Origin of the sequence: Actinomadura sp. 3N407 (assembly GCF_052245875.1) — a bacterium.
In the GTDB taxonomy this organism is placed as follows: Bacteria; Actinomycetota; Actinomycetes; order Streptosporangiales; family Streptosporangiaceae; genus Spirillospora.
On record NZ_JBQQBP010000007.1, the window covers coordinates 424712 to 451640 of the forward strand.

Annotated in this window: 21 protein-coding genes; 12 read left to right on the forward strand and 9 right to left on the reverse strand. The window is 70.3% G+C overall.

The window, feature by feature from the left end; translation table 11 throughout:
* Positions 1–55 precede the first annotated feature (55 nt).
* Positions 56–1540 carry a MocR-like pyridoxine biosynthesis transcription factor PdxR gene (gene pdxR, locus ACTWPP_RS20755; protein ID WP_443105954.1) on the reverse strand — a complete coding sequence of 495 codons (1485 nt, stop codon included), beginning with the start codon at positions 1538–1540 and terminating at the stop codon, positions 56–58.
* An 83-nt stretch (positions 1541–1623) separates the two neighbouring features.
* Between pdxR and ACTWPP_RS20760 the strand changes: the two genes are divergently transcribed.
* Both ACTWPP_RS20760 and ACTWPP_RS20765 read left to right on the forward strand, forming a co-directional pair.
* Positions 1624–2463, forward strand: coding sequence for an EamA family transporter (locus tag ACTWPP_RS20760; protein WP_443105955.1), 840 nt, complete (start codon positions 1624–1626; stop codon positions 2461–2463).
* 259 nt (positions 2464–2722) lie between these two features.
* Entirely contained in the window at positions 2723–3559 is an 837-nt protein-coding gene (locus tag ACTWPP_RS20765) for an MBL fold metallo-hydrolase (RefSeq protein ID WP_443105956.1), read from the forward strand.
* A gap of 51 nt (positions 3560–3610) precedes the next feature.
* Here the strand turns inward: ACTWPP_RS20765 and lexA are convergent, their stop codons facing one another.
* The 3 genes from lexA to ACTWPP_RS20780 form a co-directional block, all read right to left on the reverse strand.
* Positions 3611–4249: a transcriptional repressor LexA gene (gene lexA, locus ACTWPP_RS20770; RefSeq protein ID WP_443105957.1), complete on the reverse strand. Its 639-nt coding sequence runs from the start codon at positions 4247–4249 to the stop codon at positions 3611–3613.
* A 228-nt stretch (positions 4250–4477) separates the two neighbouring features.
* Complete coding sequence (locus ACTWPP_RS20775; RefSeq protein ID WP_443105958.1) at positions 4478–5389, reverse strand: tyrosine-type recombinase/integrase; 912 nt, start codon at positions 5387–5389, stop codon at positions 4478–4480.
* 188 nt (positions 5390–5577) lie between these two features.
* Positions 5578–6543, reverse strand: a complete 966-nt coding sequence (locus ACTWPP_RS20780) for an AraC family transcriptional regulator (protein ID WP_443105959.1) — start codon at positions 6541–6543, stop codon at positions 5578–5580.
* A gap of 156 nt (positions 6544–6699) precedes the next feature.
* Between ACTWPP_RS20780 and ACTWPP_RS20785 the strand changes: the two genes are divergently transcribed.
* A complete protein-coding gene (locus ACTWPP_RS20785; RefSeq protein WP_443105960.1) occupies positions 6700–8454 on the forward strand; it encodes a zinc-binding dehydrogenase in 1755 nt (584 codons plus the stop codon).
* Positions 8360–8959 carry a DUF6069 family protein gene (locus ACTWPP_RS20790; protein ID WP_443105961.1) on the forward strand — a complete coding sequence of 200 codons (600 nt, stop codon included), beginning with the start codon at positions 8360–8362 and terminating at the stop codon, positions 8957–8959. Before ACTWPP_RS20785 ends, ACTWPP_RS20790 begins: the two co-directional genes overlap by 95 nt.
* Before the next feature lie 565 nt (positions 8960–9524).
* On the opposite strand, the gene ACTWPP_RS20795 is transcribed toward ACTWPP_RS20790, so the two are convergent.
* Positions 9525–11006 carry a tyrosine-type recombinase/integrase gene (locus ACTWPP_RS20795; RefSeq protein WP_443105962.1) on the reverse strand — a complete coding sequence of 494 codons (1482 nt, stop codon included), beginning with the start codon at positions 11004–11006 and terminating at the stop codon, positions 9525–9527.
* A gap of 209 nt (positions 11007–11215) precedes the next feature.
* Here ACTWPP_RS20795 and ACTWPP_RS20800 point away from each other — a divergent pair, with 209 nt between their 5' ends.
* A complete protein-coding gene (locus ACTWPP_RS20800; protein WP_443105963.1) occupies positions 11216–12418 on the forward strand; it encodes a hypothetical protein in 1203 nt (400 codons plus the stop codon).
* 565 nt (positions 12419–12983) lie between these two features.
* Here the strand turns inward: ACTWPP_RS20800 and ACTWPP_RS20805 are convergent.
* Complete coding sequence (locus tag ACTWPP_RS20805; RefSeq protein WP_443105964.1) at positions 12984–13313, reverse strand: ArsR/SmtB family transcription factor; 330 nt, start codon at positions 13311–13313, stop codon at positions 12984–12986.
* A 120-nt stretch (positions 13314–13433) separates the two neighbouring features.
* Here ACTWPP_RS20805 and ACTWPP_RS20810 point away from each other — a divergent pair, with 120 nt between their 5' ends.
* Both ACTWPP_RS20810 and ACTWPP_RS20815 read left to right on the forward strand, forming a co-directional pair.
* On the forward strand, positions 13434–14885 hold the full coding sequence (locus ACTWPP_RS20810; RefSeq protein WP_443105965.1) for an MFS transporter: 1452 nt from the start codon (positions 13434–13436) through the stop codon (positions 14883–14885).
* A 12-nt stretch (positions 14886–14897) separates the two neighbouring features.
* Positions 14898–16391 (forward strand): FAD-dependent monooxygenase, encoded by a 1494-nt coding sequence (locus ACTWPP_RS20815; RefSeq protein ID WP_443105966.1) that lies wholly within the window; start codon positions 14898–14900, stop codon positions 16389–16391.
* 412 nt (positions 16392–16803) lie between these two features.
* On the opposite strand, the gene ACTWPP_RS20820 is transcribed toward ACTWPP_RS20815, so the two are convergent.
* Positions 16804–17595 (reverse strand): SDR family NAD(P)-dependent oxidoreductase, encoded by a 792-nt coding sequence (locus tag ACTWPP_RS20820; protein ID WP_443105967.1) that lies wholly within the window; start codon positions 17593–17595, stop codon positions 16804–16806.
* A gap of 124 nt (positions 17596–17719) precedes the next feature.
* Between ACTWPP_RS20820 and ACTWPP_RS20825 the strand changes: the two genes are divergently transcribed.
* Together ACTWPP_RS20825 and ACTWPP_RS20830 are read left to right on the forward strand one after the other, a co-directional pair.
* Positions 17720–18163: a winged helix-turn-helix transcriptional regulator gene (locus ACTWPP_RS20825; protein ID WP_443105968.1), complete on the forward strand. Its 444-nt coding sequence runs from the start codon at positions 17720–17722 to the stop codon at positions 18161–18163.
* 563 nt (positions 18164–18726) lie between these two features.
* A complete protein-coding gene (locus ACTWPP_RS20830) occupies positions 18727–20139 on the forward strand; it encodes a pyridoxal phosphate-dependent decarboxylase family protein (protein ID WP_443105969.1) in 1413 nt (470 codons plus the stop codon).
* Between the two features lie 12 nt (positions 20140–20151).
* Here ACTWPP_RS20830 and ACTWPP_RS20835 read toward each other — a convergent pair whose 3' ends face one another.
* A complete protein-coding gene (locus ACTWPP_RS20835) occupies positions 20152–20889 on the reverse strand; it encodes a helix-turn-helix domain-containing protein (RefSeq protein ID WP_443105970.1) in 738 nt (245 codons plus the stop codon).
* Positions 20890–20985: 96 nt separating this feature from the next.
* On the opposite strand from ACTWPP_RS20835, the gene ACTWPP_RS20840 reads away from it, so the two are divergent.
* Positions 20986–21366: a hypothetical protein gene (locus tag ACTWPP_RS20840; RefSeq protein ID WP_443105971.1), complete on the forward strand. Its 381-nt coding sequence runs from the start codon at positions 20986–20988 to the stop codon at positions 21364–21366.
* A 92-nt stretch (positions 21367–21458) separates the two neighbouring features.
* Here ACTWPP_RS20840 and ACTWPP_RS20845 read toward each other — a convergent pair whose 3' ends face one another.
* The gene (locus ACTWPP_RS20845) at positions 21459–22397 is read right to left on the reverse strand and encodes an RNA polymerase sigma-70 factor (protein ID WP_443105972.1); all 939 of its coding nucleotides are present in this window, start codon (positions 22395–22397) and stop codon (positions 21459–21461) included.
* A gap of 196 nt (positions 22398–22593) precedes the next feature.
* Here ACTWPP_RS20845 and ACTWPP_RS20850 point away from each other — a divergent pair, with 196 nt between their 5' ends.
* Positions 22594–24084, forward strand: a complete 1491-nt coding sequence (locus tag ACTWPP_RS20850) for an MFS transporter (protein WP_443105973.1) — start codon at positions 22594–22596, stop codon at positions 24082–24084.
* Positions 24085–24443: 359 nt separating this feature from the next.
* Positions 24444–26666, forward strand: a complete 2223-nt coding sequence (locus tag ACTWPP_RS20855) for a hypothetical protein (RefSeq protein ID WP_443105974.1) — start codon at positions 24444–24446, stop codon at positions 26664–26666.
* Positions 26667–26929 lie beyond the last annotated feature (263 nt).

The following is a 26929-nucleotide window of genomic DNA, read 5'->3' on the forward strand; positions in this document are numbered from 1 at the left end:
CTACCGCTCTCATAGGCGAGCGCGAGCATCCGTTCTCGGGGGAGCTTGCGGAGTCTCAGGGTGGCGGCGTGGCGTTGTCGTCTCCGAGGGTGCGGGTCTGGCGTCGGACAGCTGTGGCGAGTACGCGGATGCCCCGGCTGATCTGGTGCTCGCTGACGTTGCCGAAGCCGAGCACGAGGGCGGGCGGAAGTGGGTCCGGTTCAGCTTCCGCGTCCGCGGCCGCGAACCGGTATCGGCCGAGTCCGTTGACCCGGACGCCCATGGTGGCCGCGGTCGCCACGACGGCGCGCTCGGATGCTCCGTCGGCGAGGCGCAGCAGGGCGTGACAGCCGGCCGCCAGCCCGTGTAGCCGGCCCGGCCCGAAGGCGGCCTCGGCCTCGGCCGCCAGCACGTCCCGGCGTGCGCGGTAGATCTCGCGCACGCGTCGCAGGTGGCGGTCGAAACGGCCCGACTCCATGAGCAGCGCCAGCGCTTCCTGGTCCAACCCGGGGGCCCCGCGACAGCTGAGCCGTTTCTCCTCGACGATCCCCGCCGCGTACCGCGGTGGCGCGAGCACCCAGCCCAGCCGGATCGCGGGTGCGAGCGTCTTGCTGACCGATCCCAGAGCGATCACGCGGGCGGGGGCGAGTCCCTGCAGTGAGCCGACCGGCTGGCGGTCGTATCGGAACTCGGCGTCGTAGTCGTCCTCGAGGATCACCCCGTCGACCTCGTCCGCCCAGGCGACCAGGTCGCGTCGCCGCGACGGACCGAGCGCGACACCGGTGGGGCACTGGTGGGCCGGCGTCAACAACACCGCCCGTGCCCCAGTCTCGCGCAGGCGGCCCACGTCGAGGCCGTGGTCGTCGACGGGAACCGGCACGGCGTCCAGACCCGCGCGGCGGGCGATGACGTCGTGGTCGCGGGGGCCGGGATCCTCCAGCGCGATGCGCTGGATGCCGTGCTGTGCCAGCGTCGCGAGGGCCAAAGCCAGCCCCTGCCGGAAACCAGAGACGACGACGGCGTCCTGGGCGGCCGCGCAGCCCGACCGAACGCGACGGTGGTAGGCGGTGACAACCTCCCTCAAATGCCTGGAACCGGCCGGGTCCTCGTCAGCCAACTCGGCCGTCGGCAGGGACCGAGTCGCCTCCGACACCGCCCGACTCCAGTCTGTCAACGGCACCGAGCCGAGCTCGGGGATGCCGTACTCGAAGTCGACCTCGGCCGGCAGGGACGGCGAGGACACGGGCGAGGCCGCAACGACGCCGGGCGCATGCGGGACCGGCAAGCCGGCCGGCGTCGCGGCCACCCGCGTCCCGGAGCCGACCACCGACTCGACGTACCCCTCGGCCAGCAACTGCTCGTAGACATCGACGACCGTGCCGCGTGAGACGCCGAGCAGCTCGGCCAGACGCCGAGTCGACGGCAGGCGCTCTCCGGCGCCGAGCCGTCGATCGCGGATCGCGGCCCGCAACTGGTCCTGGATCTGAATCCCGAGCGGACCGGCGCCGCGGTCCAGCGCCACCAGAAGGTCGGGGCCACCGCGCGCCCATTCCACCGTCATGCCACCAGTACACCAAATGGTTCACTCCACGGCTCCAGGAGTGGACCTTCAGAGTGAACCGCATCAGCCCCAGGCTCGATGCCATGAACCTCGGAATCCTCCTGGCGCTCTCGTCGGCTCTCGCGTACGGCGCTGCGGACTTCATCGGCGGCGCCGGCTCGCGCCGGCACTCCTCATGGCAGGTCGTCCTGGTCGGGCAGGCCGCCGGTGCCCTCGTCATGCTCGTGGCCGGGCTGATGCTGCCGGGGAACCCGGCCACACGGGACTTCGCCTGGGCGCTGCTGGCCGGAGCCGGCTCGGCGACCGGCAGCATCTTCCTGTTCCGCGGGCTCGCTCGCGGCCGGATGGGCCTGGTGGCGCCGATCTCGGCGGTCGGGGCCGCGGTCCTGCCCGTGCTGGTGGGCGTAACCGTCGGTGAGCGTCCCAGCTGGCTGGTCGGGGTGGGGATGCTCGCCGCACTTCCGGGGATCTGGCTGGTCTCCCGCGAGACCACGTCGGATCAACCGGCGCGTACGCGGGGAGCGCTCGCCGACGGCGCCATCGCGGGTGCGGGCTTCGGGATCCTCTTCATCGCACTCGCCCAGATCTCGGCTGACGCCGGCCTGCTGCCGCTTGCCGCCAACCAACTGATCGGCGCGATCCTGACCATCCTCGCCGCCGGCAGCCTCCGGCAGCCATGGCGTCCCCGCCGCGGCGTGCTCGGCTGGGGCAGCGCCTCCGGCGTGCTCGGCGCCTCGGGCACCCTCGCCTTCATGATCGCCACCGGGGCGACCAGCCTCGGCATCGCCGGAGTCCTCGCCTCCCTCTACCCGGCCGTCACCGTACTGCTCGCGGCTAGCGTGCTCGGAGAGCGGATCGGCACCGGACAACGAACAGGCCTCGGGATCTGCACCCTCGCAGTTGCCACCCTGGCTCTCGGCTGAACCCCCGACACATCACCACGGCCCTACTTCGAGGGTCACGGGATCGCACGACGTGACGGCCGACCAGCGGCCACGCAGGCCGCGCCGGCAAACCAAGATGACCTGACAGACAGACTCAAGGCAGGAGGCAACGAATGAACGACACCAAGCCACAGACCGTGGAGGGAAAGGTGCTCTGGCACTTCACGATGTCATCGGATGGTTTCGCGGCCGGCCCGACGACAACCGATCGCAAACTACAAGGGGAAGGAGCCACCCCGTGCTGACGCAGATCGCGGAGGGTGTGCTGGTCCACCAGAGCGAGTTGCTCCAGAACAACACCGTTGTCGTGCAAGGCCGGGCCGGCGTGTTGCTCATCGACGCCGGGATAACGGGCTCCGAAATGGTCTGCCTGGCGAACGACCTGTCCGAGTTGGGCCAGCCCGTTGTGGCGGGCTTCTCGACACATCCCGATTGGGATCACGTGCTCTGGCACGCCGAGCTCGGCGAAGCGCCCCGTTACGGTACGGCCCGCTGTGCGGCTTACATGCGAGATGTGCGGTCGAACGCGGACTGGAAGGCCCGCGTCGCCGAGGGACTACCGCCGGAAATCGCCGAAGAGACACCGCTGGACCTGTTCGGCCTCATCACCGCCCTGCCTGCCGAAACTGCGCAGATTCCCTGGGACGGCCCTCATGTCCGGGTTATTGAGCATCCGGCCCATGCCCCGGGCCATGCGGCGCTGTTGATCGAAGAACGCGGGGTTCTCGTCGCCGGCGACATGCTCTCTGATGTCCTGATTCCGATGCTCGACGACCCGAACAGCACCAATGACCCGATCGAGGAGTACCTCGTTGGGCTGCGGCTGCTCGAGGGCGTGGAGGGCGACGTCGATGTCCTCGTCCCCGGTCACGGGTCCGTCGGCGGAGCTGATCAGCTACGCGCACGGATCGAACTTGACCGCGCGTACGTGCATGCCTTGCGTGACGGCCATGCTCCCGATGACCCGCGGCTCGGCCCATCGGCCAAGCCCGGCTGGGAGTGGGTAAGCGACATACACGCAGGGCAAGCCCAGAGCCTCGCCCAAAGAAGCGAGCGCGACGAGACGCCCGGCTAACGATCGGGCTGCGGCACCCGATGACCTGCCAGGATCGATGGAAACTCCTTCTCAACTTCGGCCAGGCCGCCGCGCGGTCCACCCTGAGTGCGCTTCGGGCTGCTGCCGGACCACTACCAGGTCGCCATCGCAGATCGCGGCCTCGATCATCGAGTCGCCGCGGACGCGCAGGGCGAAGACGTCGCCGCGCCCGGTCAATTCGCGGGGCAACGACAGCATGTCGTCGAGGTGCTCTTCGGCTGAGATGGGGGTGCCGGCGGCGATGTCGCCGACCACCGGCACGATCACCGAGCCATCCGCGAACGCTGATGCGGGGCGCTCATGGAGGAACATCCGTACATCGATCGGTCGGGTCATCGAGGCGCCGCGGCGCAGGAAGCCCTTGTCCTCCAGGCTCGACAGGTGCCGGGACACCGACGATGAGGACCGCAGACCGACGGCGGCGCCGATCTGCCTCGTGCTCGGTGCATATCCGTGCCTGACCACCCAGTCCCGGATGGCGACCAGGATCTGCTGCTGGCGCGCAGGCAGAACCGAGGCATCCAGCCCATCGAAAAGATCATCATTGGTGGTCGCCTGTGCGAGTGTAGGGGGCCGCAGGCGCCGAGTCCGGGCGACCGGCGACCGCACCGCCGCCGTCGCACTGGCCGAGCCGTACTCGCCCGCCGCAGTCGACCACGCGCTGGGCACACCGCGCTCACCGCCCGGTTCACCGACGCCCCACCCCGCATCGACCGGCAGCTACGATCCGGAGACTTCGAGCCCACGGACCGTCACCGTGCAACTCGGGGTGCCGGTAAGACTCGCGCAGCCAGGTACAAGGGTTTGAGTTAGGCCAGATCAGCTGAAGGTTTCGGGTGCGCCGGTCAGTGGGTGCGTCGGGGTGGCGCGAGGATCCCGGTGATTTCGGCGACGGCTTCACCGCCGGGCTTGGTGTAGCGCATGGCGGTGCGGGGGCTTCTTGTGGCGGGTCTTGGCCATGATGAGCTGCAGCGGGACTTCGGCTTCGCCGGGGTGGGTGGCGGCCGAGTGCCGGAGTTGGTGTAGGTCGAGGCCGGTGTAGCGCTCGGCCAGGACGCGGGCGCGGTCGTAGCCGAGGCGGGCCCTGCCGGTGTGCGGGCAGACGTGCTCTGGGCTGGGCCTGCGGGCGGGGACGGGTTTGCGCTCGGCCAGGAACAGCGGCCCGTGGATGCGGACCGGCCCGTCGGGGGTGGCCGTCCGGGTGCCGGAGAAGGCGCGGCAGGAGGCGGGCGGTGCCGGCGTCCCAGTACACCCATTCGGTGTCGCCGCCCTTGGAGGTGATCGGCGCTTGCGGTTCTCCAGGTCCAGGTCTTGGACGTCGAGGGCGAGGATCTCGGCGGCGCAGACGGCGGTCTCGTACAGCATCCGGTAGAGGGTTTTCTCCCGCAGCGGCAGGTCGCGACGCGACAGTGTCCGCTCCAACTTGGTTTTGGCGACGGCCTTGGTGTGGTCGGTGTTCACCCGCCGCCGTTCGGCGTCGGCCGGGACCGAGGGTGCGGCCCATCTCTTCTTGGTCTGGCACCAGGTGAGCCAGGAGGAGACGGCGGCGCGATTGCGGTTCCAGGTCGCTGGCGAGCACTCGCCCCACAGGGCGGCTAGGGCGTCGCCGATCTGTTCTTCGGTCACCTCGGCGAGCGGCTGGTCGCCTCCGCCGACGCGGGTGATGGTCCGGTCGATCGCCGAGGCGTAGGCGCGCCGGGTGTTCGGGTTGGCGACCCGGCGGGTGGAGAGGAACTCATCGGCCGCCTCGGTCAGGGTGACCCCGCCGCCGCGCAACGCGGTGATCTTCCGCTGGCCGGCGGCGGTCATCTGGCGTACGCCGCAGGCGCGAGGTACCGGATAACGTGCCTGAGCCGCGCGTCGGCCGCAGGGGCGGATCCCCAGCTCAGTGATGATGGTTCAAGCCTCATGTACGCGATAAGAGTCCGTTGTCACGTACATATGTCAGCCGGTTGGCAGCCAGGCGACGGATCTTGGCTTCCGACTGCAGGGTCTGGTTACGCCGGGTTCTGTTCTTCGTTCCGGGTGCCCGCTTGGTTGTGTCGGCGGTATCTGCCGGGTGCGGTGCCGTACTCGCGCTTGAAGGCGTTGGCGAAGGCGAATGCTGAGGTGTAGCCGGTGCGGGTGGCCACCTCGCTGAGTGGGGCGTCGGATTCGTGGAGCAGTCGTGCCGCGGTTGTCATTCGCCACCAGGTCAGGTAGGTGAGGGGTGGTTGGCCGATCATGGCGGTGAACCGCTTGGAGAAGGCCGCGCGGGACAGTCTCGCGTGTGCGGCCAGTGTCTGGACCGTCCAGTGGTGTGCGGGGTCGCGGTGAATGGCGTGCAGTGCGCCGCTGATCGCCGGGTCTGCCAGTGCCGCGGCCCAGCCGGTGACGGTGCCCTGCTCGGGTTGCTCGTCGAACCAGGCTCGCAGGATGTAGAGGAGCAGCATGTCGAGCAGGGCGGGCACGATGGTGTCGGTGCCGAGGCGGGGGTGGTCGAGTTCGCTGCCGAGCAGGTCGACTGCGGCGCGGAGTTCGGCGCGGTGCCCGAGGCGGGCGGGCAGGTGGACCATGTCGGGCAGGTCGCCCAGCAGCGGATGGGCGCGGGTCGGGTCGAGTTGGTATCCGCCGCAGAGTGTCACGGTGGGGGTGCCATGCAGGGGTTGGCCAATGGACGCTGAGGCGTAGAGTTCGGCTTCTTCGAGCGGGTCGCAGTCGGGTTCGGCCAGCGGGGCGGCTGGGCTGTCGGCCAGACCGTATCCGTGCCCGTGGGGGAAGAACACCACGTCGCCGGCGCTCAGCATGATGGGTGCGCCGCCAGCGGGCGGGGTGAGCCAGCATGTTCCCTGGAGGATCACCTGAAAGCCCGCGGAACCGAGGGCGGCGGGGAAGCGCTGTCCCCAGGGGGCGTGCCATTGAACGCGCGCTGAACGCGGCCGTCCAGTGCGCATGATGGCGATCACATCGCTGAGCACATCCACAGGAAAAGTCTATCGCTGACATTTTGCGAAGACGGTCGCGTATGAATCACAGATTCCTGCGCATATGACGTCTCCTGCTGTCCTCGTACGGTTGATCTCGAACTGATCAATCCTCCGGTCCCGAGGGCCGAGGGCGGCCTGGAAGAGGAACGGTTGATGGCACGGCTGGGCAAGGTTCTGGTTACTGGGGCGACCGGCACGGTTGGTCGGCAGGTCGTGGCTGCGCTGGCGGACGCAGGAGCTGAGGTTCGGGCGCTAGCCCGCGACCCCGAAGCGGCGCGCATGCCGGCCGGCGTCCAGGTCATGGGCGGTGATCTGTCCGAGCCGGACACCCTGCATGCGTCCATGGCCGGAGTCGGGGCGGTGTTCCTAGTCTGGCCTCTTGCCACGGCGGAGGGCATCACGGCAGTCCTGGATGTGGTCGCCGAGCACGCCCGCCGCGTGGTCTACCTGTCGTCGGCGGCCGTGCGACAACACGAGCAACACGTCGAGCAGTTGATCGACGGGTCCGGGCTGGAGTGGACGTTCCTGCGACCACACGTCTTCGCGGCCAACACTCTCAGGTGGGCCGGGCAGATCTGCACCGAGGGCGTCGTGCGCGCGCCGTACGGGGCGGCCGCCATGTCCCCGCTGCACGAGCGGGATATCGCAGCCGTCGCAGTACATGCGCTCACCGGTGACGGTCACGTCGGCTCAATCTACGAGCTGACCGGCCCTGAATCACTGACCCAGGCGGAGCAGGTGCACATCATCGGAGAGGTGATCGGCCGCCCAGTGCGCTGGGCCGAGGTCTCGCCCGGGACCGCGCGGCAGCAGATGCTCGCCCGAGGCTGGCCGCCCGAGGCCGTGGACGGCATCCTCGATGCCCAGGCGGAGATGGTGAACGGGCCTAGGCTGGTCACCCCCACGGTGGAAGAGGTCACCGGCGCGTCGGCGCGCACCTTCCGTACGTGGGTGACCGACCACGCCGGCGTTTTCCGCGACACCATGAAGGCTGCACTCATCCATGAGTACGGCGATGCCGGCGTCATCCGTCATGAGGAGGTGCCGCTGCCGGTGCCCGAGCCGGACGAGGTACTGATCCGGGTCGCTGCGACCTCCTACAACCCCTCCGACGCCGCGCTCCGTTCCGGGTTCTTGCAGGCGGTACTGCCGGTGGACCTGCCCTACACCCTCGGCTTCGATGTGTCCGGCACGATCACACAGGTCGGGAGCGACGTCGGCGCGTTCACCGTGGGCGACCGGGTGGTCGGCCGCCTCGACCATGGCGGAGCTGCGGCCGAGTATGTCGCCACCCCCGCCGACGCCCTGGTCAAGGCGCCCGCCACCGTCTCGCTGGCTGACGCCGCTGCGATCCCGGTCGCCGCGCTCACCGCCTGGCAGGCGGTACATGAGCATGCCCATCTCACCGTGGGACAGCGTGTCCTGATCAACGGCGCGGGCGGAGGCGTCGGAGTCTTCACCGTCCAACTCGCCAAGCACGCCGGAGCAACTGTGGTCGCCACGGCAAGTGGCCGCAGCGCCGCGGCAGTCCGCACCCACGGCGCCGACCAGATCATCGACTACACCCGCACACCCATCGCTGACGCGCTGGACGGCAGGGTCGACGCCGTCATCAACCTCGCCGCGATCAGCCCCGAGGCAGCCGCGGAGCTTGTTCTGCTGATCCGGCCTGGCGGCGTCATCGTCTCGATCGCCACGCCGGTCGAGACGCCCGCCGATGCGAAGGTCACCGCCGTCCACTTTGTCGCCCGCAACGACCCCAAACAACTGACCGAGATCGTCGAGCTCATCGACACGGGCACGCTCATCGTCGATGTCAGCGAATCCCACCCGCTGGCCGACCTCGCGCTCGTCCACCGCAAGAGTGAGGCAGGCCAGACCCGCGGCAAGATCACCATCGTCCCCTAAGCACAGGACCCGTGCATGGGTGCCCCTTCTGGGCGCACGCCAGCGGCCAGTGTGGCCATCCCCCGATAACGAGGGAAGCCGTCATGACCTGGATCCACCAGCTGTCTCGGGCTACCACGTCCAGCACTCAGCGCTGGCGTTTAAGAGCCGCCGCCGTCGGTGGCGCGTCACTCGCTACCAGCCTGCTCTCGCTCATCGCCCGCACGCTGGGAGCCGCGCCATCGGTGTTCTCCTCATCATCGGCTTCACTCTCGTGATCTCTTCGCTCGGCTGGTGTGCGCTTGCCCTGCTGGAGCATTACACCCGGCGGGTCACCACCGTCTGGAGCGCACTCGCCATCGCGATACTTCTGCCGTCCTTCGCGCCGATCCTCCTCGCCGGAGCCAGCACCGGGACCAAGACCACGCAGGCCCTCATCCACCTCACCGTCGCGCGCCGTCCTGATTCCAGCGCTGCAACGAGACTCACCAAAGGGGTCGTGACGCATAACCCTGGTGTTCCCTGAGCCCTCTTCAGCCTCGTCCTTGCTCGTCCGGCCGTCCCACTCATACGGTCCTACGGTCCAAGGTCCGCTTCAGCGACCTTGACCAGCCGCGCCACATAGCCGACGGCCTGATCCGGCAGCTCGTGACGGCCCCTTGGGAACCGGCCGTGCAGCGCGTAGAGCCGCAGCATCAGCGCGAACGCCAGCTTCGTCGGCGCCGCCGGTTCGACAACAACGCCAGCTCGTCCCCGACCAGCGTCCAGTTCCCGACCAGCTCGTCTTCGTCCAACGTGCGCGCCACGGCATCCAGCTCTCTCGCAAGCCGCGACCGCCCTCCCGCCGACCGCCGCAAACCCTACGAATCCAGATCAATACTGACCGCACAAGATCCGGCCCGTCACCCGATCCGCGAAAGATCCCTCGACGCCCCCGCTGACCTGGTTTAACTCAAACACTTGTACCTGGTTGCACGAGTCTTACCGGCACCCCAACTCAGTCCCTTCGACGACGATCGGGGCGTCGGCGCCGTAGGGCTATCGCACGACGACGCCATGGGGGAGGAGGTCCAGAACGGTGCGGGCGTATCTCAGGGGGGCGTGGTGAGCGTCGTTACCGCGGTGGCCGTGTCCGGGGTCGCGGTGGTGAGCCAGTCGCGCAGCAGGTCGGCGAGGACCTGTTCGCCGGTGGCGGCGAGTTGGGCGTTGCGTTCGCCGTGGGAGCGGCGGACCCAGTAGCGCAGGGTGGTTTCGGAGCGCTTGTGGTTGGCGAAGGTCATCACCTGTGCCAGGCCGGCCATGACGCCCTGGTCGCCGGATTGGCGGTGCAGGGCGTCGAGCATGTGGGTGATGCGTGAGGCGCGCCACACGTGCGGGGTCAGGGCACGGCCCTCGAGTACGCCGGCGGCGCGGCCGAGGGCGGCGCTGATCCGCAGCGCGCCGTGCCGGTCCAGGCGGCGGCCGCTGCGGTCGAGCAGCAGCGGCCCGTCAGCGCGGCCGTCCAGGTGGCGGTCGAGCAGTTCGGCCAGCGCAGGGGGGACCTCCAGGTCGCGGACCTGGCCGCCCTTGCGCCGCACCCGCAGATAGCTGCGTCGCCCGCGGGTGTGCAGGTCAGCGGCGTCGGCGGCGCAGATCTCGGTGACACGGCCGGCCAGGATGTACAGCAGCGCGATCAGCACCAGCTCGGCCAGGCCGGTGGCCTGCCGGGCGACCGCGGCGACTTCGTCGGGTTCGAGGATGGGGGTGGCGGTGGCGGCGTCGGACTGGTCGACCGGCGGCCGCACGTCCTCGGTGACGGGATTGCGCGGCGGGGGGTCCAGGACGCCGGCGGCATAGCGGTACAGGCTGGACAGGGTGGCGGTGTACCGGTTGATGGTGCGGGGCGCGGCGCCGGCCCGCGTCATCCGCAGCTGCCACAGCTCCAGGTGGGCGGTGGTCAGCTGTCCGAGCGCGAAACGCTGGTGGCCCAGTTCGCGGGTCAGCGGCGCCCACACCGACAGCAAGTCGTCGCAGTAGCCGCGGCGGGTGGCGGCCGAGCCGCGGTGCGCCGAGCCCAGCCAGCGCAGCACCACCGGCAGCGTCCGGGGGTCGATCGCCTCGCCGAGCAGGTCCAGTCGGCGCCGATAGCGGCGGACCTTGCCGGGCGCGCGGCCTGCGCGCCCGCCGCCGACGGTGCTCCCGCCCCCGGCCGCGGCGCCCGCTGCGGTGCGGTGCTCCTCGGCGCCCGGGCCGGGTCGGCCACCGGCACTCGGGTTCGTGTTCGGGGCGGGATCGCTGACGCCTTCTCGCTCGCCGCGTCCCAGGTCACGGTCACGGTAGGGAGTCTGCCCGGGAGAGTGCTCAGGCGCGGGCCCGGTGGTACGTCCGGGGATGGCGGGGGGCGGTCCCCAGCCGACGCAGCGGGCGCCTAGGTCGGCGTCCAGTGCGCTGAGCGCGTCGTGCAGCAGCGGGGGGAGTGGACGAGTGAGGACACCGGCGCCGCTGGTCGGCACCAGCCCGCCGGCCAACGGGTCGGCGAGCCCGAGGCCGGTGGGATCGGCCGGGGGCGGATCGGCCGGCGGCGCGGTGGTCATAGGTGCCTCTTCCAGGGTGCGGGCGCGTGGTGGTCGTGTGGGCTCGGCGCGGAGGCAGACGGTCTCGCCCGCCTCAGGGCTTGATCATAGCAGCGCACTTAATTCTCTTTAAGTGCACTCGCCGTCTGCAGAGAATCGTTTCAAGACAAACGTGCGATGAAACGTTTGCACGCATACGTTTAATGGGGCGTCCTGCTAAGGTTCTGATCATGAAGGAGCAGGACACGGACACCGCACCGGCCGATCCGGACGCGGACGGCGAGAGCGGCCGCCAGTCGGCCGCCACCCCGGCGGCCGAAGCGGCGCCAGCGGCCGACGGCGGCGCGGAGAGCGCCCCCGATGGTGGTCCAGCGCAGGCGGCGGCCCCGCACGGCCGGTGCGAATGGTGCGAGCGGCCGCTGCCGCCGCCGCTGCCGGGCGGCGGCCGCCGCGCCAAGTACTGCCCCGGCACCAACTGCAAGAGCAAGGCGCACAACGCCCGCCGCAGCGCCGCCGCGCGCAGCGCCGCCGCGGTGGTGCGCGCGCACGACGCGCTGCCCGGCCGGGCGGCGCCGGCGCTGGCCGAGCTGACCGAGCTGCTCACCACGCACACCGCCCGCCACCAGGCGCTGCTGGACGAGCTCGGCGCCCGCACGGCGCTGGAGGAGGAGATCGAGCGGCTCGCCGCGCAGGCCACCGCCGCCGAGGCCGACGCCACGCGCCGCATCCGCGAGGCCGGCGCCCGCGCGGACCGGCGCGTCACCGACGCCCAGCAGCGCGCCGAGCAGGCCGAACAACGCGCCACCGAAGCCGAGCGGGCCCGGCTCGCGGCCGAGGAGAGGGCCGCCGCCGCCCAGGCCGCCAGTGGCCGCGCCGCCGAGCGCGCCGACCACGCCCAGCGCACCGCCGAAACCGCCGTCGCCGACCTCGAACACGCCCGGGGCGAGCAGCGCGCCGAACGCGCCGCCGCGGCCGCCGAACGGAACCGTCTGCACCAGCAGCACACCGCGGCGATCAGCGAACTGGCCGCGCAACTGCAGGACGCCCGCGCCGAACGCGACACCGCGCGCGCCGAACGCGACACCGCCGCCGCCCGCGCGACCGAGGCCCACGACGCGCTGACCGAGATCGGCCAGCAGCTCACCGCGCTGCGCACCGAACGCGACACCCTGGAGCAGAACCGGCGGGCCGCGCTCGATGAGACCGCGCAGGCCCGCGCCGCCGCCGACGCCGCCGTGCAGGAGGCCCGCGCGGCACGCGAGCAGACCGCTCAAGCCGCGGCCGGACGCGCCGCCGCCGACGCCGCACTGGCCGAGGTGCGCCAGGCGCTCACCGCCGCACGCGCCGAAACCGCCGAGCAGCGCGAGCGCGCCGCCACCGCCGAGCAGCGCGCCGCTTCGGCGCAAGCCATCACCACCACCGACCCCGCATGAGACCGGCACGAGCCAACAACCGCTCGGATCTCTTAAAGGGCGGTGTTCGTCAACGACATGCCACCGGCGGCAAGAGCACCGGACGGGGCACCGGAGCGCGACCGGGGCTTGGCCCGTCCATGCCCGTCCGTGGCCACGAACGCCGGGTCCGAACACCAGGGAGGACTTGGGTCAGGACCGTGGCCGGACGGTGGTGGGCGACCGCACGGCCGATCGAGGATCCGGGGCTTCCTCAAGTCCCAGGTAGTTGAGGGGGGTCCCTGGTCGCAATCGCCGAAAATCCAACAGAAATGGATCTGACCTGCGATTACTGGGGTTCTGCTGCCTGGCGCTGATCTCCGTCACTACGGTTCGTGATGCATCGCACGCAACAGCATCCAGGGCTTCCACCTCTACGTGGCGACCGGCCTCACGCCGGGGGAGACCGCCCGGGAGATCGAGGAGCAGGACATGCGGCAGTGCTTCGTCACGCGTGCGGAGTTCAGGCGGTAGGTCCGTGAGGGGTCATCACCGATGACTCCACCGTCGCCGCCTGCACCCTGCTGATGTTGCACGAGGGTGACCGTCACGCCTCCTGAGGCTCCTCCTCCTTGCGCTTCTCCTCGTTGAGGATGACGTTCAGCAGGCCGGGGAATCGCGCCTCCAGGTCGTCGCGGCGCAGTGTGATGTAGAGGTTGCGGCCCTCAGGGCGCTGCCAGATGACGCCGTTCTCGCGTAGCACGCGCCAGTGGCCGGTGAGCGTGGACTTGGGTGCGCCCACGTCGATGTCGCCGCACCACATCTCCTCGCCGGAGGCGATCTCGTGCACGATCTTGTGCCGGATCGGGTGGCCCAGGGCGTGCATGACGTCCACGAGCCGGATCTCGTCGCGGTCGGGGTGCAGGAGCGCGGCCATGTGTACCACTGTACGGGATGTTCGTATGGTCGGTTGACTTCTCCAGTGATTGTACGACAGTCTCGTACAGTCAAACTGTTCGACCCTTTCGGACAATCGTAACGAGTCGATGGGATGTTCATGCCCGCATCGCGTTCGCGCCCCGGCCTGGCCTTGGCGCTCCTGGCGTTCGCCCAGCTCATCATCGCCCTGGACTTCAACATCGTGTACGTGGCGTTGCCGGAGATCGGCCGTGAGCTGAGCTTCTCCGATCAGGGCCTGCAATGGGTCGTCAGTGCCTACGCGGTGGTGTTCGGGGGCTTCTTGCTGCTGGGCGGCCGCGCCTCGGACCTGCTGGGCCGGCGGCGGATGTTCGCCTTGGCGCTCGCCCTCTACGCGGGTTCCTCGCTCGCGGGCGGGCTCGCCCAGGGGCCGGGATTGCTGATCGCGGCCCGTGCCGTCCAGGGCATCGGGGGCGCGCTGCTCTTCCCGGCCACCCTCTCCCTGGTCAACACCATGTTCGCCGAGGGCAGGGAGCGCAACCGGGCCTTGGCGGTCTGGGGCGGCGCCGGGGCGAGCGGGTTGTCGCTCGGCTCACTGCTCGGCGGGGTGCTGACCGACGCCTTCGGCTGGGAGGCGGTCTTCTACGTCAACGTGCCGCTGGCCGGCGGCGCCGCGCTGCTCGCCTTCGTTCTCCTCGTCAAGGACGGGCCGCGCGAGGCGGGCCGCGGCTTCGACCTGCCCGGCGCGCTCGCGGTGACCCTTGGCGTGACGCTGTTCGTCTTCGCGCTCGTCCAGGGGCCGGAGGCCGGCTGGGCCGCCCCGGAGATCCTCGCCGCGTTCGCCGCGTCCGCCGGGCTCCTCGCGGTGTTCACCTGGATCGAGGCCCGTACCAAGGACCCGCTGATGCCGCTGCGGTTGTTCGCCAACCGCAGCCTGAGCGCAGGGATGGCGATCACGTTCACGTTCATGGGCACGTTCGGCGCCCTGCCGTACCTGCTGACGATCTACCTGCAGAGCGTGCACGCGTACAGCCCGCTCCAGACCGGGCTGGCGTTCCTGGTGCCGTCGCTCGCCATCGCCGCGGGCACGCAGGTCGGCGAGCGCCTGGTCGGCCGGATCGGCCTGCGCGCCACCCTGCTCGGCGGGCTGGTCGTGGGCGCGCCCGGCACGGCGCTGATGGCGTACGCGGTCAGCGCCGACGGGCCCTACGCCGCCCTGCTGCCCGGGATCCTCGTCTCCGGCGTAGGCCAGGGCGTCGTGTGGACCGGCATGTGGATCGCGGCCGCCTCGGGCGTCGAGGCGGGCGAGCAGGGCGTGGCCTCCGGCATGGCCTCCACCGCCCAGCAGGTCGGCGGCGCGGTCGGCCTCGCCGTCATCGTCGCGCTCACCAACTCCGGCCTTGACGGACTCACCGGAGACCCGCTGCGGCGGGAACTCGCGGGCGGCATCCAGACCGCGACGTACGTCGCGGCGGCGGCCATCCTGCTCGCTGCCCTGGCCGCCCTGGCACTGAAGAAGCCCTCGCGGCAGCCGGAGCCGCACCGGGCGCCCCTCGCGCCCGAGCCCGTCCTTGTGAACGCCGAAGACTAGGAGAGCAGAACTGTGAACGTGGACTTCGAGGTGGCCGTCGTGGGCGGCGGGCCGGTGGGCATGCTGCTCGCGTACGAACTGGCCCTTCAGGGGGTGCGCCCCGTCGTGCTGGAGCGGCTCCCCGAACCCACGCTCCAGTCCAAGGCCGGCACGCTGCACGCCCGCACGGCCCAGACCTTGGACCGGCGCGGCCTGCTGGACGACGTGGCGGGAGTCAGGGGAGCCCGCCCGGCCCGCCGACCGCCGCGTGGGCTCGTACCGTTCCACTTCGCCGGTCTCTTCGACCTGGACCTGGCCAAGCTGGACCAGGAGGGGCCCGCGATCGTCGGCGCGCCCCAGGCCTGGGCCGAACACGTCTTCGCGGTGCACGCGGCGGAACGCGGCGCCGAGATCCGGCGGGGCCACGAGGTGGCCGGCCTAACCGACCACGGCGACCACGGCGACCACGTCACGCTCGCCGTGCAGGGGCCCCGCGGCCCGTACGACCTGACCGCCGCGTACGTGGCCGGGACCGACGGCGCGCGCAGCGCGGTGCGCAAGCTGGCCGGGATCCCGTTCGCGGGGAGCGGCGCGACCGTGGCCGCGTTGATGGGCGACGTGCGGCTGCTCGACCCGTTCGAGGTCCCGGCCGGATGGCACCGCACGCCGCGCGGCTGGGTCATGCTGTTGATCGACCCGTACGGGGTGAGCCGCGTGTTCACCTACGACTTCCGCGCGCCCCACCCCGACCGCCGCGCCCCCGTGACGCTGGACGAACTGCGCGACACCGCCGAGTACATCGCGGGGATGCCCATCCGCATGAGCGATCCCCGCTGGCTGACCCGCTTCGGCGACGCCGCCCTCCAGGCCGAGACGTACCGCAAGGGCCGGGTGCTCCTGGCGGGGGACGCCGCCCACGTGCACTTCCCCGCCGGCGGCCAGGGCGTCAACACCGGCATGCAGGACGCGGTCAACCTCGGCTGGAAGCTCGCCGCCACCGTCCAGGGCCGGGCGCCCCACGGCCTTCTGGACACCTACCATTCCGAACGCCACCCCGTCGGTGCCCGCGTCCTCTGGAACACCCGCGCCCAGATCGCCCTCATGAACCCCGACCCCGCCATCACCCCGCTCCGCGAGCTGTTCACCGAGCTCATGCACCTCGACCAGGTCAACGCACACCTCGGCAACATGATCAGCGGACTGGACATCGCGTACGACGTGGGCCTGCCCGGCGTGCCGCTGGCCGGACGGCTCGCACCCGACATGGAGCTCAAGAACGACCGGGGGACCTTCCGCCTCGTCGACCTGCTGCACCCCGGCCGTCCCGTCCTCCTCGACCTGGCCGACCGCGCCGACCTGCGCGCAGCCGCGGACGACCGGGTGGACGTCGTCACCGCCGCCACGACCGGCGACGACGCGCCCGACGCGCTGCTCATCCGCCCGGACGGCTACGTCGCCTGGGCCGGTCCCGATCTCACGACGTTGGGCCCGGCGCTCGATCGCTGGTTCACCGGAAATGTGTTGTGACAGGGAATGCACACCCCCTGTCACAACACATCCGGCTGTCGATTCCCGTAGTCCTCTGCACTGGTGTCCTGGAGATATGGGTCGGTTTGCAGAGAACTTCGGATCTTCCTGCTGTCCGCACTCGTGTGCACAACGGTGAGGTTGGGGCATGGACGGCGAGCCGGTCGAGGTCGCTGAGCGGGTGTGCTGACGGCCTCGGACGAGGCATGGCCGGTCGCGCTTGCCGGGCCGAGGTCATCGGCGCCCTGGCACGGGAGCAGCAGGTGGGGTGGAGGCCGCTGACGCCGCGGCAGCCGAGAGGATCCGGTGCGGAGGACCACGGCGTTTCTGAGAAAGAGCGCATAGCCTACGTTTGACTCGCCGCCTGCTCTCGCCAGCGCGCCAAACTGTGGCGGGGCGTTCCGGACGGTTGCTACTCGACGATCATGCCGCCGGTCAGGTTGGCGATCGTCCCGGTCATCCCGCTGGCACGGTCGGAGGCGGCGAACGCCGCCACATTGGCGACCTCGGCGATGGTGGGCAGCCGCTTGCGCAGCGTCCGGTCGGCCATGCGGGCGTGGAAGGCGTCCCGGCTGACGCCGTAGGCGTCAGCGTGCAGGCCGTAGACCTCGTCCAACTGCGGTGATTCCGGCATCCCGGCCGCGTTCAGGCAGAGGACTCGGACGCCGGAGGGCCCGAGTTCGGCGGCCAGGCCACGCGACAGTGACTCGACGGCCGCCCAGGCCGGTGCCATTCCGCCCATGAGGGGGACGGCGGTGCGTGACGGGGACGCGGTGATGGTGAGGATGACGCCCGACCCCTGGCCGGTCATGTGCCGGGCGGCTGCTCTGCCGGTGAGGAAGTTCGCCTTGGGGTAGCTGTCCATGGGCAGGTCGAAGCTTTCGGGTGTCATGTCGACGATCCGGGTGCCCTGGATGCCGGTCTGGGGGAGGCTGAAGAGATTGAAGGAGACGTCGATGCTCCCGGCGCTGGCGACGACCGCGTCGGCGTGCGTCTCGACGGCGGCCTCGTTCAGCACGTCGACGGCAGCGGCCTCGGCGACGCCGCCGGACGCCTTGATCATGTCAGCGACCGACTCCAGCGCGACTTTGTCGCGGCCGGCGAGGAAGACCCGCGCCCCTTCGGCGGCGAAGGTGTGGGCGACCACCCTTCCGACCGCTCCACTCGCCCCGTAGACGATCGCGTTCTTGTTGTCGAGCAGCACTGCCGGCTCCCTTGGTTACGCACGATGGATCTGGTCTTGTGATGAAACCAGAAGGACCGTAACAGTGGGCAGTCTCATCACGCAACTACTCTCATCATGGAACTATCTGGCGTAGGCTGTGGCCATGCTTGGTCGTACGTACGAGACGCAGAACTGCTCGGCGGCGCGAACGCTCGAGATCGTCGGCGAGCGCTGGAGCCTGGTGATCATCCGTCATGCGCTCTTCCGGGGAATCACCCGCTTCGGCGACTTTCAGCGCAGCCTGGGAATCTCCCGCAACATCCTCACCGCCCGGCTCGACTGGTTCGTCGAACAGGGGCTGATGGAACGCCGCCCTGACGCGCAAGGGTCGGCGTACCAGGAGTACGTGCTGACCGACAAGGGCCGTGAGCTGCAACCGGTCATCATCGCTCTCACCCACTGGGGCGATCGCTGGGCCGCCCCCGACGGCCCCCCCGTCGTGCTGCGGCACGCCCACTGCGGCGGCCAGATCCACCAGCACGCGATCTGCGACTGCGGCGAGCACGTGACCATCGACGCGGTCCAAGCCGACCCCGCCGTGCACTGAGCGCCGCCTCGCCGGCGCCCCTCTCCGACATCCGCGCGCAGAATCTGGTCGATGAACGGCCTGTGCGGGTCCAGCCATGACGACCGGGCGGCTTCTTCCGCGGTTCCGGCCACGGCGACGCCAGCGCGTTCTGCACGGTGGCGAATCCCACGCCGTACTTGCGCTGCAAGGCAGCCAGGCCCGCGCGAGGGTCGCGGCGGATCGCCGCGTACAGCTCGGTCTTGGACATCGCGGGCACCGAGACCCCTCGGGCCGCTCAGCATCTCGGTGGTCCCACCGCGACCACCGAGCGCTCTCAAGACTCACCAACACACTGCCCGCCAAGGCAAGCCGCTCCCGGTCCTGACCTACAAACGCTCCCGGGACTCACCTACAGAGCCAGCAACGGGTTCGTCGTGCGGGCGACGATCGCGCTGTTCCCGTGACATGACCCACCATCCGGAGCCCGTGCGGCTGGACGGGCTTCTCGCGTGAGCCCGCGGGACCGGATGAACGGATCGTTCAAGAATCTCAGCGCAGGTATCGCGAGGATTGCGGTCCACCAGGCAGGTGAGGAGGACACGGTGGACGTTCCGCTACGGCTTTCCCGCGAGAACATGCGCAGGCTCGGGTATCGCGCGGTGGACGAGGTCGTCGATCACGTGGCGACCCTTCGAGAGCGACCGGTCGGGGTGCCGCCTGACCGTGAGGAGCTGGAACTGCTCTTCGACCCCGACCTCCCTGATGGTCCCAGCGACGCGATCGAAGTCATGCATCGGGCGGTGGAGCAGGTTCGTGGCTCCATCGTGCACACCGACCATCCACGATTTCTGGCCTACATCCCCGGTCCGAGCACGTACGTGGGCGCGGTCGCGGACTTCATCGCGGCCGGTCTCAACGTGTTCGCCGGGCAGTGGCTGGTCGGTTCGGGACCGGCCGTCATCGAACGGATCACCATCGATTGGCTCCGGAAGATGTGCGGGTTCCCCGAGACAGGCGGCGGCTTGTTCGTCAGTGGCGGCACGATGGCCAATCTGATCGCGATCCATGCCGCACGGAGCCGGGGCGGACGCGTCGCCGATGACACCAATCTGGTTTATATCACTCGCCAAACTCATAGCTCGATCCGCAAGGGACTGCGTTTCCTCGGTTTCGGGGACGCCCAGTTGAGGCTCGTCGACACCGACGAGCATCATCGGATGGACCTGGTCTCTCTGCATGAACAGATCGTGCGGGACCGGCGTGCGGGGTTGCGTCCTTGCTGCGTCGTGGCGACCGCCGGCACCACAAGCACCGGCGCGGTCGACCCCCTCGACGCGCTCGCCGACCTGTGCGCCGGTGATGATCTGTGGCTCCATGTCGACGGTGCCTACGGCGCGGCCGCGGTCCTGTCCGACCGTGTCGGGGATCTGCTCAAGGGCCTCGACCGCGCCGACTCCATCGCGCTCGACCCGCACAAGTGGTGGTACCAGCCGTACGAGGTCGGCTGCGTCCTCGTCCGCGACGAGACCCGGCTGATCGATGCGTTCGCCATGAACGCCGAGTATCTCCGCGAGACCCGACACGGCACGGCGCCGCTGAACTACTACGACCTGGGTCCTCAGCTCACCCGCGGCTTCCGGGCGCTCAAGGTGTGGATGTCGATCAAGACCTTCGGCCTGGACGCGTTCCGGCGGGCCGTCGACCATGGAATCGCGCTCGCCGAGCACGCCCAGCATCTGCTGGCGGACAGCGATCGTTGGGAGGTGGTCACGCCCGCCCAGCTCGCGATCATCACTTTCCGTCCCCGGTCGCTCGACAGGCGTCCCGGCGACGTCGACGCCCTGACCCGGCGTATCGCCGCGGCGACGCTGAAGGACGGTTTCGTGCTGGTCACGACCACGGAGATTCATGATCGACCAGTGCTGCGGCTGTGCGTCACCAACCCGGAGACCACGCCTCGGGACATCGAAGAGTCGATCTCCCTGCTCGAACGCCTGGCGCATGAAGAAGGCTGAACGGTGGCCACCTCATCGCCGGCGAAAGCGGCCGGGCGTTACTCCGACGATCCGGGTGAAGTGCCGATGCAGATGGCTCTGATCGGCGAAGCCGGTCAACTGCGCGATCTCGGGCAGGGACCGATCGGACCGGAGGAGCGCGCGGGCCGCGTCGATCCGCCGGGACAGCACGTACTCGTGCGGCGCGATCCCTAGGTCCTCCCGGAAGTGCCGGGCTAGAGTCGCCGGGCTCACATGCGTCAGCCTCGCCATGTCATTGCGCGATAGCGGAACGGCGTAGTGGTCTTCCAGATAGTCGCGCAAGGCCCGGACCACGGGTGAACGACGTACCGTCGCGCGCTCGCCGCGGGCGTGGGTGTGGAAGAGCCGCGCCAGCGGTGCCGCGAGTTCCACTGCCTTGTCGCGGACGTCCGCCGCCTCGCAAGCAGCCAGCAACGCTGCGGCGCACTCGGGGTCATCGATCACGTGATCCGTGAAGCGAGGCGTCGCCCGGTGGCCGTGCAGCCCGGCCGCCATTGCCTCGGTGCAGGTGATGACGACGTAGTCCAGGCCTTCCTCCGGATGCGCCCGGCTGTGGTGCGCCTCGCCGGGGTGCAGGACGGTGATCGCTCCGGGGCCCGCCTCGTGAAGGGCGCCGTCGAGGTGAATGAAGCCGGTGCCGGCGCGCACGACCGCGACCGACCAGTCGGCGTGCGCGTGCCGTGGGAATCGATGCCCCGGCCGCACCACGTTGCGCTCCCAGTTCAGCATCGCCACACCTTCCCGCAGCGCTTGCTGCCAATCCGGCCGGCACCAGTCTTGCAGGACTGGGACGCGATTCACCGATGCGGGTCATCGATGGGCGCGGTGGGCACCAGCGCCGGCAATGCGGCAAACGAGGCGCTCCAAGGCCGCAAACGCTGCGCCGGGAGGACTACGACCCGGGCGAGCGGTCGCTGCAGATCTCCGGCAAGGGCGACAAGCAGCGGCTGGAGTACGTCCACGAGGGCGCGGGCCGCGCTGCTGGACGCGTGGCTGGCGGCCGACGACCGCCCGTCCGGCCCGCTGTTCAAGCCGGTGCACCGCTCGGGCGCGGTCCAGCACCGCCCGATGACCGACGCGGCGGTGCGCAACGTGGTCGTCAAGCGCCGCAGGCAGGCCGCCCTGCCACCGATGACGCCGCACGACTGGAAACCCCCGGCGGTGCCGCTTCCGGGAGTCCGGGCGCCGTTCATGGACGTGCGCTGAGCCGCAATCCGGGCCGCCTCGTACAGTGGCGGCGGGCGGCCGGGGCCGTCGCGGCGGCGACGCGGGCGGGGGCCTTTTCGCGTCGTCCGGCCTCAGCGGCTCAGCGCCGTCTCCTGCTCCACACGCGACAGTTTCTCGGGGTTGCGTACGTAGTAGAGCCCGGTGATGAGGCCGTCCTCGACCCGCATCGCGACGACGCCGTCGATCTCTCCGTTGAGGCGCAAGATGAGTCCCGGGTGGCCGTTGACCTGGACCGGCTCGACCGACGCCCGGACGGCGAACTTGCTCAGGCCGGCGGTCAGCAGGCGAGCCGCCTTGCCGGCCCCCACGATGGGGCGCGGCACGGCCTGCTTGAGCCCGCCGCCGTCGGACAAGAGCACGACGTCCGGCGCGAGGACGTCCAGCAGGTCCTGCAGGTCGCCGGTTTCGACCGCCCGCTGGAAGGCCGCGAGCGCGGCCCGGGTGTCGGCCGGGGAGACGACGTCGCGTGGTCGGCGCGCGGCGACGTGCGCCCGCGCCCGGTGGGCGATCTGGCGGACCGCGGCGTGGTTCTTGCCGACGGCTTCGGCGATCTCGTCATAGGCCAGGTCGAACACTTCGCGCAGCACGAACACCGCCCGCTCGGTCGGCCCGAGGGTCTCCATCACCAGCAGCATCGCCATCGACACGCTGTCGGCCAACTCGACGTCCTCGGCGACGTCGGGCGCGGTCAGCAGCGGCTCGGGCAGCCAGGGGCCGATGTAGGACTCCTTGCGCCGGCCGAGCGTACGCAGCCGGGTGAGCGCCTGCCGGGTGGCGATCCGCACCAGGTAGGCACGCTGATCCCGCACCGTGGCCAGATCGACGTTCACCCACCGCAGCCAGGTCTCCTGCAGGACGTCTTCGGCGTCGGCCGCCGAGCCGAGCATCTCGTAGGCGACGGTGAACAGCAGATTGCGGTGGGTGACGAACGCCTCGGTGGCGGAGTCCACGCGGTCGCCATGGGCCGGCGGCTCGGCCGCGTCCGTCGTTGTCCTGCCGCGCTCGCTCATAACTCGCTCCCACCTGCTCGTTCTCGACCTGCTGCACGCACAAGACGCCGGGCCCCGCCGCTTTGTGACATCCCCGTGTGGTGGCGCACGTCATATGAGCGCGCCGTCACAGGGAGCGGGCCGCCGGCATCTCGTGTTCGTCAGGGCCGCGCGAACGTTCCGCGCGGCACGCAACCCCACGAGTGAGGACGAAGTCATGGCAACCACGAAGGCGCAGGCCCCGGCGGTCGCTTCACGCCGCTGGGCCGCGCTGTTCTTCATCGGGCTGGCCCAGCTCATGATTGTCCTGGACGCCACCGTCGTGAACATCGCGCTGCCCACGCTCCAGCGGGACCTCGGGATCTCCGACGGCGACCGGCAGTGGATCATCACCGCCTACATGCTGGCGTTCGGCAGCCTGCTGTTGCTCGGCGGCCGGATCGCCGACTACACGGGACGCAAGCGGACCTTCCTCATCGCGCTGCTCGGCTTCACCGGTGCGTCGGCCCTCGGCGGCGCGGCGGCCAACTTCGAGATGCTCCTGCTCGCCCGTGCCCTGCAGGGCGTGTTCGGCGCGCTGCTCGGGCCGTCCGCGCTGTCACTGCTGACGGTGACGTTCACCCAGCCCAAGGACCGCGCCAAGGCGTTCGGGATCTGGGGCGCCATCTCCGCCGCGGGCGGCGCGATCGGGCTGCTGGCCGGCGGGGCGCTGACCGACTACCTGGACTGGCGCTGGTGCCTGTACATCAACATCCCGATCGCCCTGATCGCGGCGATCGGCGGGTACGCGGTGCTGGCCGAGTCGCGGCACGCGGGCAAGGCCCGGTTCGACATCCCCGGCGTGCTGCTGGTGACCGGCGGGCTCGTCGCGATCGTGTACGCCACCAGCCGGGCCGAGTCCGACGGCTGGGGCTCGGCGGAGGTCATCGGCCTGCTGGCCGCCGGCGCGGTGCTCCTGGCCGCTTTCCTCTTCGTCGAGAGCCGGGTGCCGCAGCCGCTGCTGCCGCTGCGCGTCATCGCCAACCGCACCCGCGGCGGCGCGTACCTGGCCGTGGGCCTGGCCGTCATCGGGATGTTCGGCGCGTTCCTCTTCTTGACCTACTACATGCAGGTCGTCAAGGGATACTCGCCGATCAGGACGGGTGTGGCCTTCCTCCCGATGGTCCTGGCGGTCCTGCTGTCGGCCGGCGGGCTCACCACCCGGCTGCTGCCCAAGCTCCCGCCGCGGACGCTGATCGTACCCGGCATGCTCATCAGCTCCTCCGGGATGCTGTGGATGCTCACCCTGGAGGCCGGCACCGCCTACGCCGGCGGCGCGCTGGTCGCGCAGCTCCTGCTCGGCTTCGGAGCGGGCATGATCATGCCGGTGGCGCTCAACTACGCCACCCACGGCGTCGACCCGGACGACTCGGGCGTGGCCTCGGCCAGCATCAACACCGCGCAGCAGATCGGCGGCTCGATCGGCACCGCGCTGCTCAACACCATCGCCACCAGCGCGACCGTGGACTACCTGGCCTCGCACGGCACGAGCCCGGCCGTCGCCAAGCAGGCGGTCGTGGAAGGCTTCGGGGCGGCCGGCGCCTGGGCCGCGGGGATCCTCCTGGTCGGCGCGCTCATCACCGCCGTCCTGATGAACACCCCGCGCCCCGAGCAGCAGGCCGTCACCGAGGACCCCGAGAGTGCCGAGCCCCTCCTCGCACACTCTTGATCGCCTGGCGGATACCACCTTCAGGGGACGACACATGCCGAGCCTTCCGGTTCCAGACCCGGCCGGTCACGTGACCACCCCTTCGCGTCGCCCTGCGATGTCCCGGAGCGGCGTGATCGAGGACACTTGCCGAACAGGCTCAGCCTCACACTGTCTCCTTCAGTGGGCCTTGCGACGGTGTGCTGCCGGGGATGTGCGTCCGGATGGAGGAGTGCGCACGGTTGGAGCTGCGGGGCAAGGTCGCATCGATTACTGGGACGGGTGAAGGAATGGCGCGTGCGGTGTGCAGGGCCGGCATCGGGTGCCTGGCCGCCGTCACCGCTGGCGCCCGGACGTTTTCGAGAGGGCCGCACTAGTTCATGGACAAGGTGGATGAAACCGGACTAGAGGCGCCGGGTCTTCGGCCCGTGCTGGTCCTGCTGGGACGGCATCTGCTGAAGAACCTGGCCGCGCTGATCGTCCCGGTGGGCCTGGTCACGGCGGCCTCGGTGGCGTTGTGCGGGACGATCGGCGTGCTGGCGATCCTGGGCCGGGGCGCGGTGATCCTCAACGATGTGCTGCTCCCGTTCGAGCCCTCACCGGGCCTGGCCGTCATGGCCGTGGCGATGGGTGTGTGCCTGCTGGTGGTGCAGCTGGGCTTGACGGCGTTGGTCGTGGTCGTGGTGGCGGGCTCGGTTCTGGGCAGGCCCGTTTCCACCGCACGGGCGGCACGCATGGTGCTGCGGCGGTCCGGAGCGCTCCTGGTGCTCTTCGTCGTGTACGTCGCCGTCGTGGCACTGCTGCTGGCGATCGCCGCCATGGTCAGAATCGTGCTGCTGGGATCGGACATCGACCTGGGATCCGAAGTCGAGTTGGAAACGCTGGCGACGTGGGCCGGTCTGATCGTCGCCGGTCTGGTCGCCATGGGGCTGTGGTGGCTCCCACTGGCCGTGCCGCTGGTCATGCTGAAGGGCACGGGGCCGTTGCGGGCACTCTCGCGCGCCAAGGAGATCCCCAGGGGGCGGCGCGGGCGCATGTTCGTCCGCCTGATGGTGACCGCGGTCGCAATACCCGCCGTGCTGGGCGCCGGAACGTCATGGCTGGAGTCGCAATTCACCGGGATCGAGCACAACGCGGCGGCGATAGCGACCGTGACCGTCTACATGGCGCTCGGCACCGTCCTGCAGGGAGCCGCACTCGCGGTCGTGGCGCTGGACCAGCGGCCTGTGCGGTCGCGTCCACCGCAACAGGCGGCGGAGCCCGCCGTCATGAACCCCGACATCCTCGACCTTGACGCCGTGGCCGCGCGGTTCCCCGAGCCCGCGTCCGCACCCAGAACCAAGCCACTGCACGCACTGCCGCTGGTGGCGCTCACCATGATCGCGCTCCTCGTCCCCGGACTGGCCTATTGGGGGTACCTCACCGCCAACCCGCACCGGCTTGCGGCCTTCCAGATACAGTCCGTGCGTTCTTCGGACAGGTGGACGGAGGACGGGCCGCTGAGGGGGTCCCCCGTACTGCTGGACGACAGCAGGTTGCTGGTCACGGGGCACTCCCACGGGGACCACAAGCTTTGTTCAGACAGGGAATGCGACAAAGCCCGCGAAGTGCCCCGACTACCGTCCCCGAACCGCGTGCCGGTGAGGGCGACGGCTCTTCCGGACGGATCGTGGGCCTACGTCCAGAACGAGGACATGGGCCGCGGCAAAGCCACGGCCATTGCGCTCAGGCGATGCACGGAAGATGAGTGCACCCATTTCGATGAGGCCCCGCCCATCGCAACCGTGCCGGACGGTGCCGACAGCGACGTGATGGTCAAGGCCTCGGGTCGCGACGTCCTGGTCGCGGTCCTGACCGATACGGAGGATCGTCGGCGCGCGGTCAGCACCTTGCGGCTTCTGCGCTGTGCGAGCGTGCCCTGTGGGAAGCCCCGGCTGCTGGCCGAGTTCAACATCCCGGAACCCCATGTCTCCGGCCGGGAGCCGATCGGGCTCGCGACCCGGGCCGGGGGACGACCGGTGGTCGCCTACGAAGACAGCGCCTCGGGTGCCGTCACCCTCTTCATCTGCCAGGACCGCGATTGCCGTCGCATCATCACACGACGACCAGTCGGCCGGGCCTCCGCAGCGATCATTGAGCGTGGGGGCAAGGACGGCGCCCGGCACCAGAGCGGCGTCCGCCTCGCCGTCCCGCCAGACAACCGCCCCGTCCTCGTCCACCGGGACCTCGCGACCGGAGCCAGCCGCCTGCTGCGCTGCCGCACCCCTGACTGCGCCGAGGCGGACGCCATCATCCACACCGACCCGAGTACCGCCAAGCCGGTGGCGGACCTGGCACTGGGACCCGGCGGCCTTCCCACGCTCGCCTCCTTCGATGTGTCCCGCCGGATGGTCGTCCTGATCGCCTGCGCCGTTCCCGACTGCTCCCGGCGTGACACCGTCGATCTCGGCACCTTTGACATGGGGAGTCCCGGCACCGTCACCGCGGGTGATCTCGGCGTCCTCGACCTGGCCGTGGGGCGGGACGGGCGACCACGGGTCCTCTGGAACTTCACCACCCACGCGAACCTGCTGACCTGCCGCGACACTCGCTGCGGCTCCTGACCGGCATCCCGCAGCGGGCCGGGGTGACGCCGACCCGACCGGATCGGCAGGACCCTGGGAGCCCACGTCTGCCTCATCCCGGCCGAACGGTCAGGCGGGCCTGCGCACCAGGCCGCAGCCTCAACCCCCGCCGACGGGAAACGGACCGTCGAGGGCCTGCCGTCCGAGGATACGCGGCGGTGGGAGGCGATGGCGGGTTTGGACCTGTCGGTGGCGTATTGGGTCCCTGTGTCGGGAGTGGCGCCGCTTCTAGGTTGAGATCA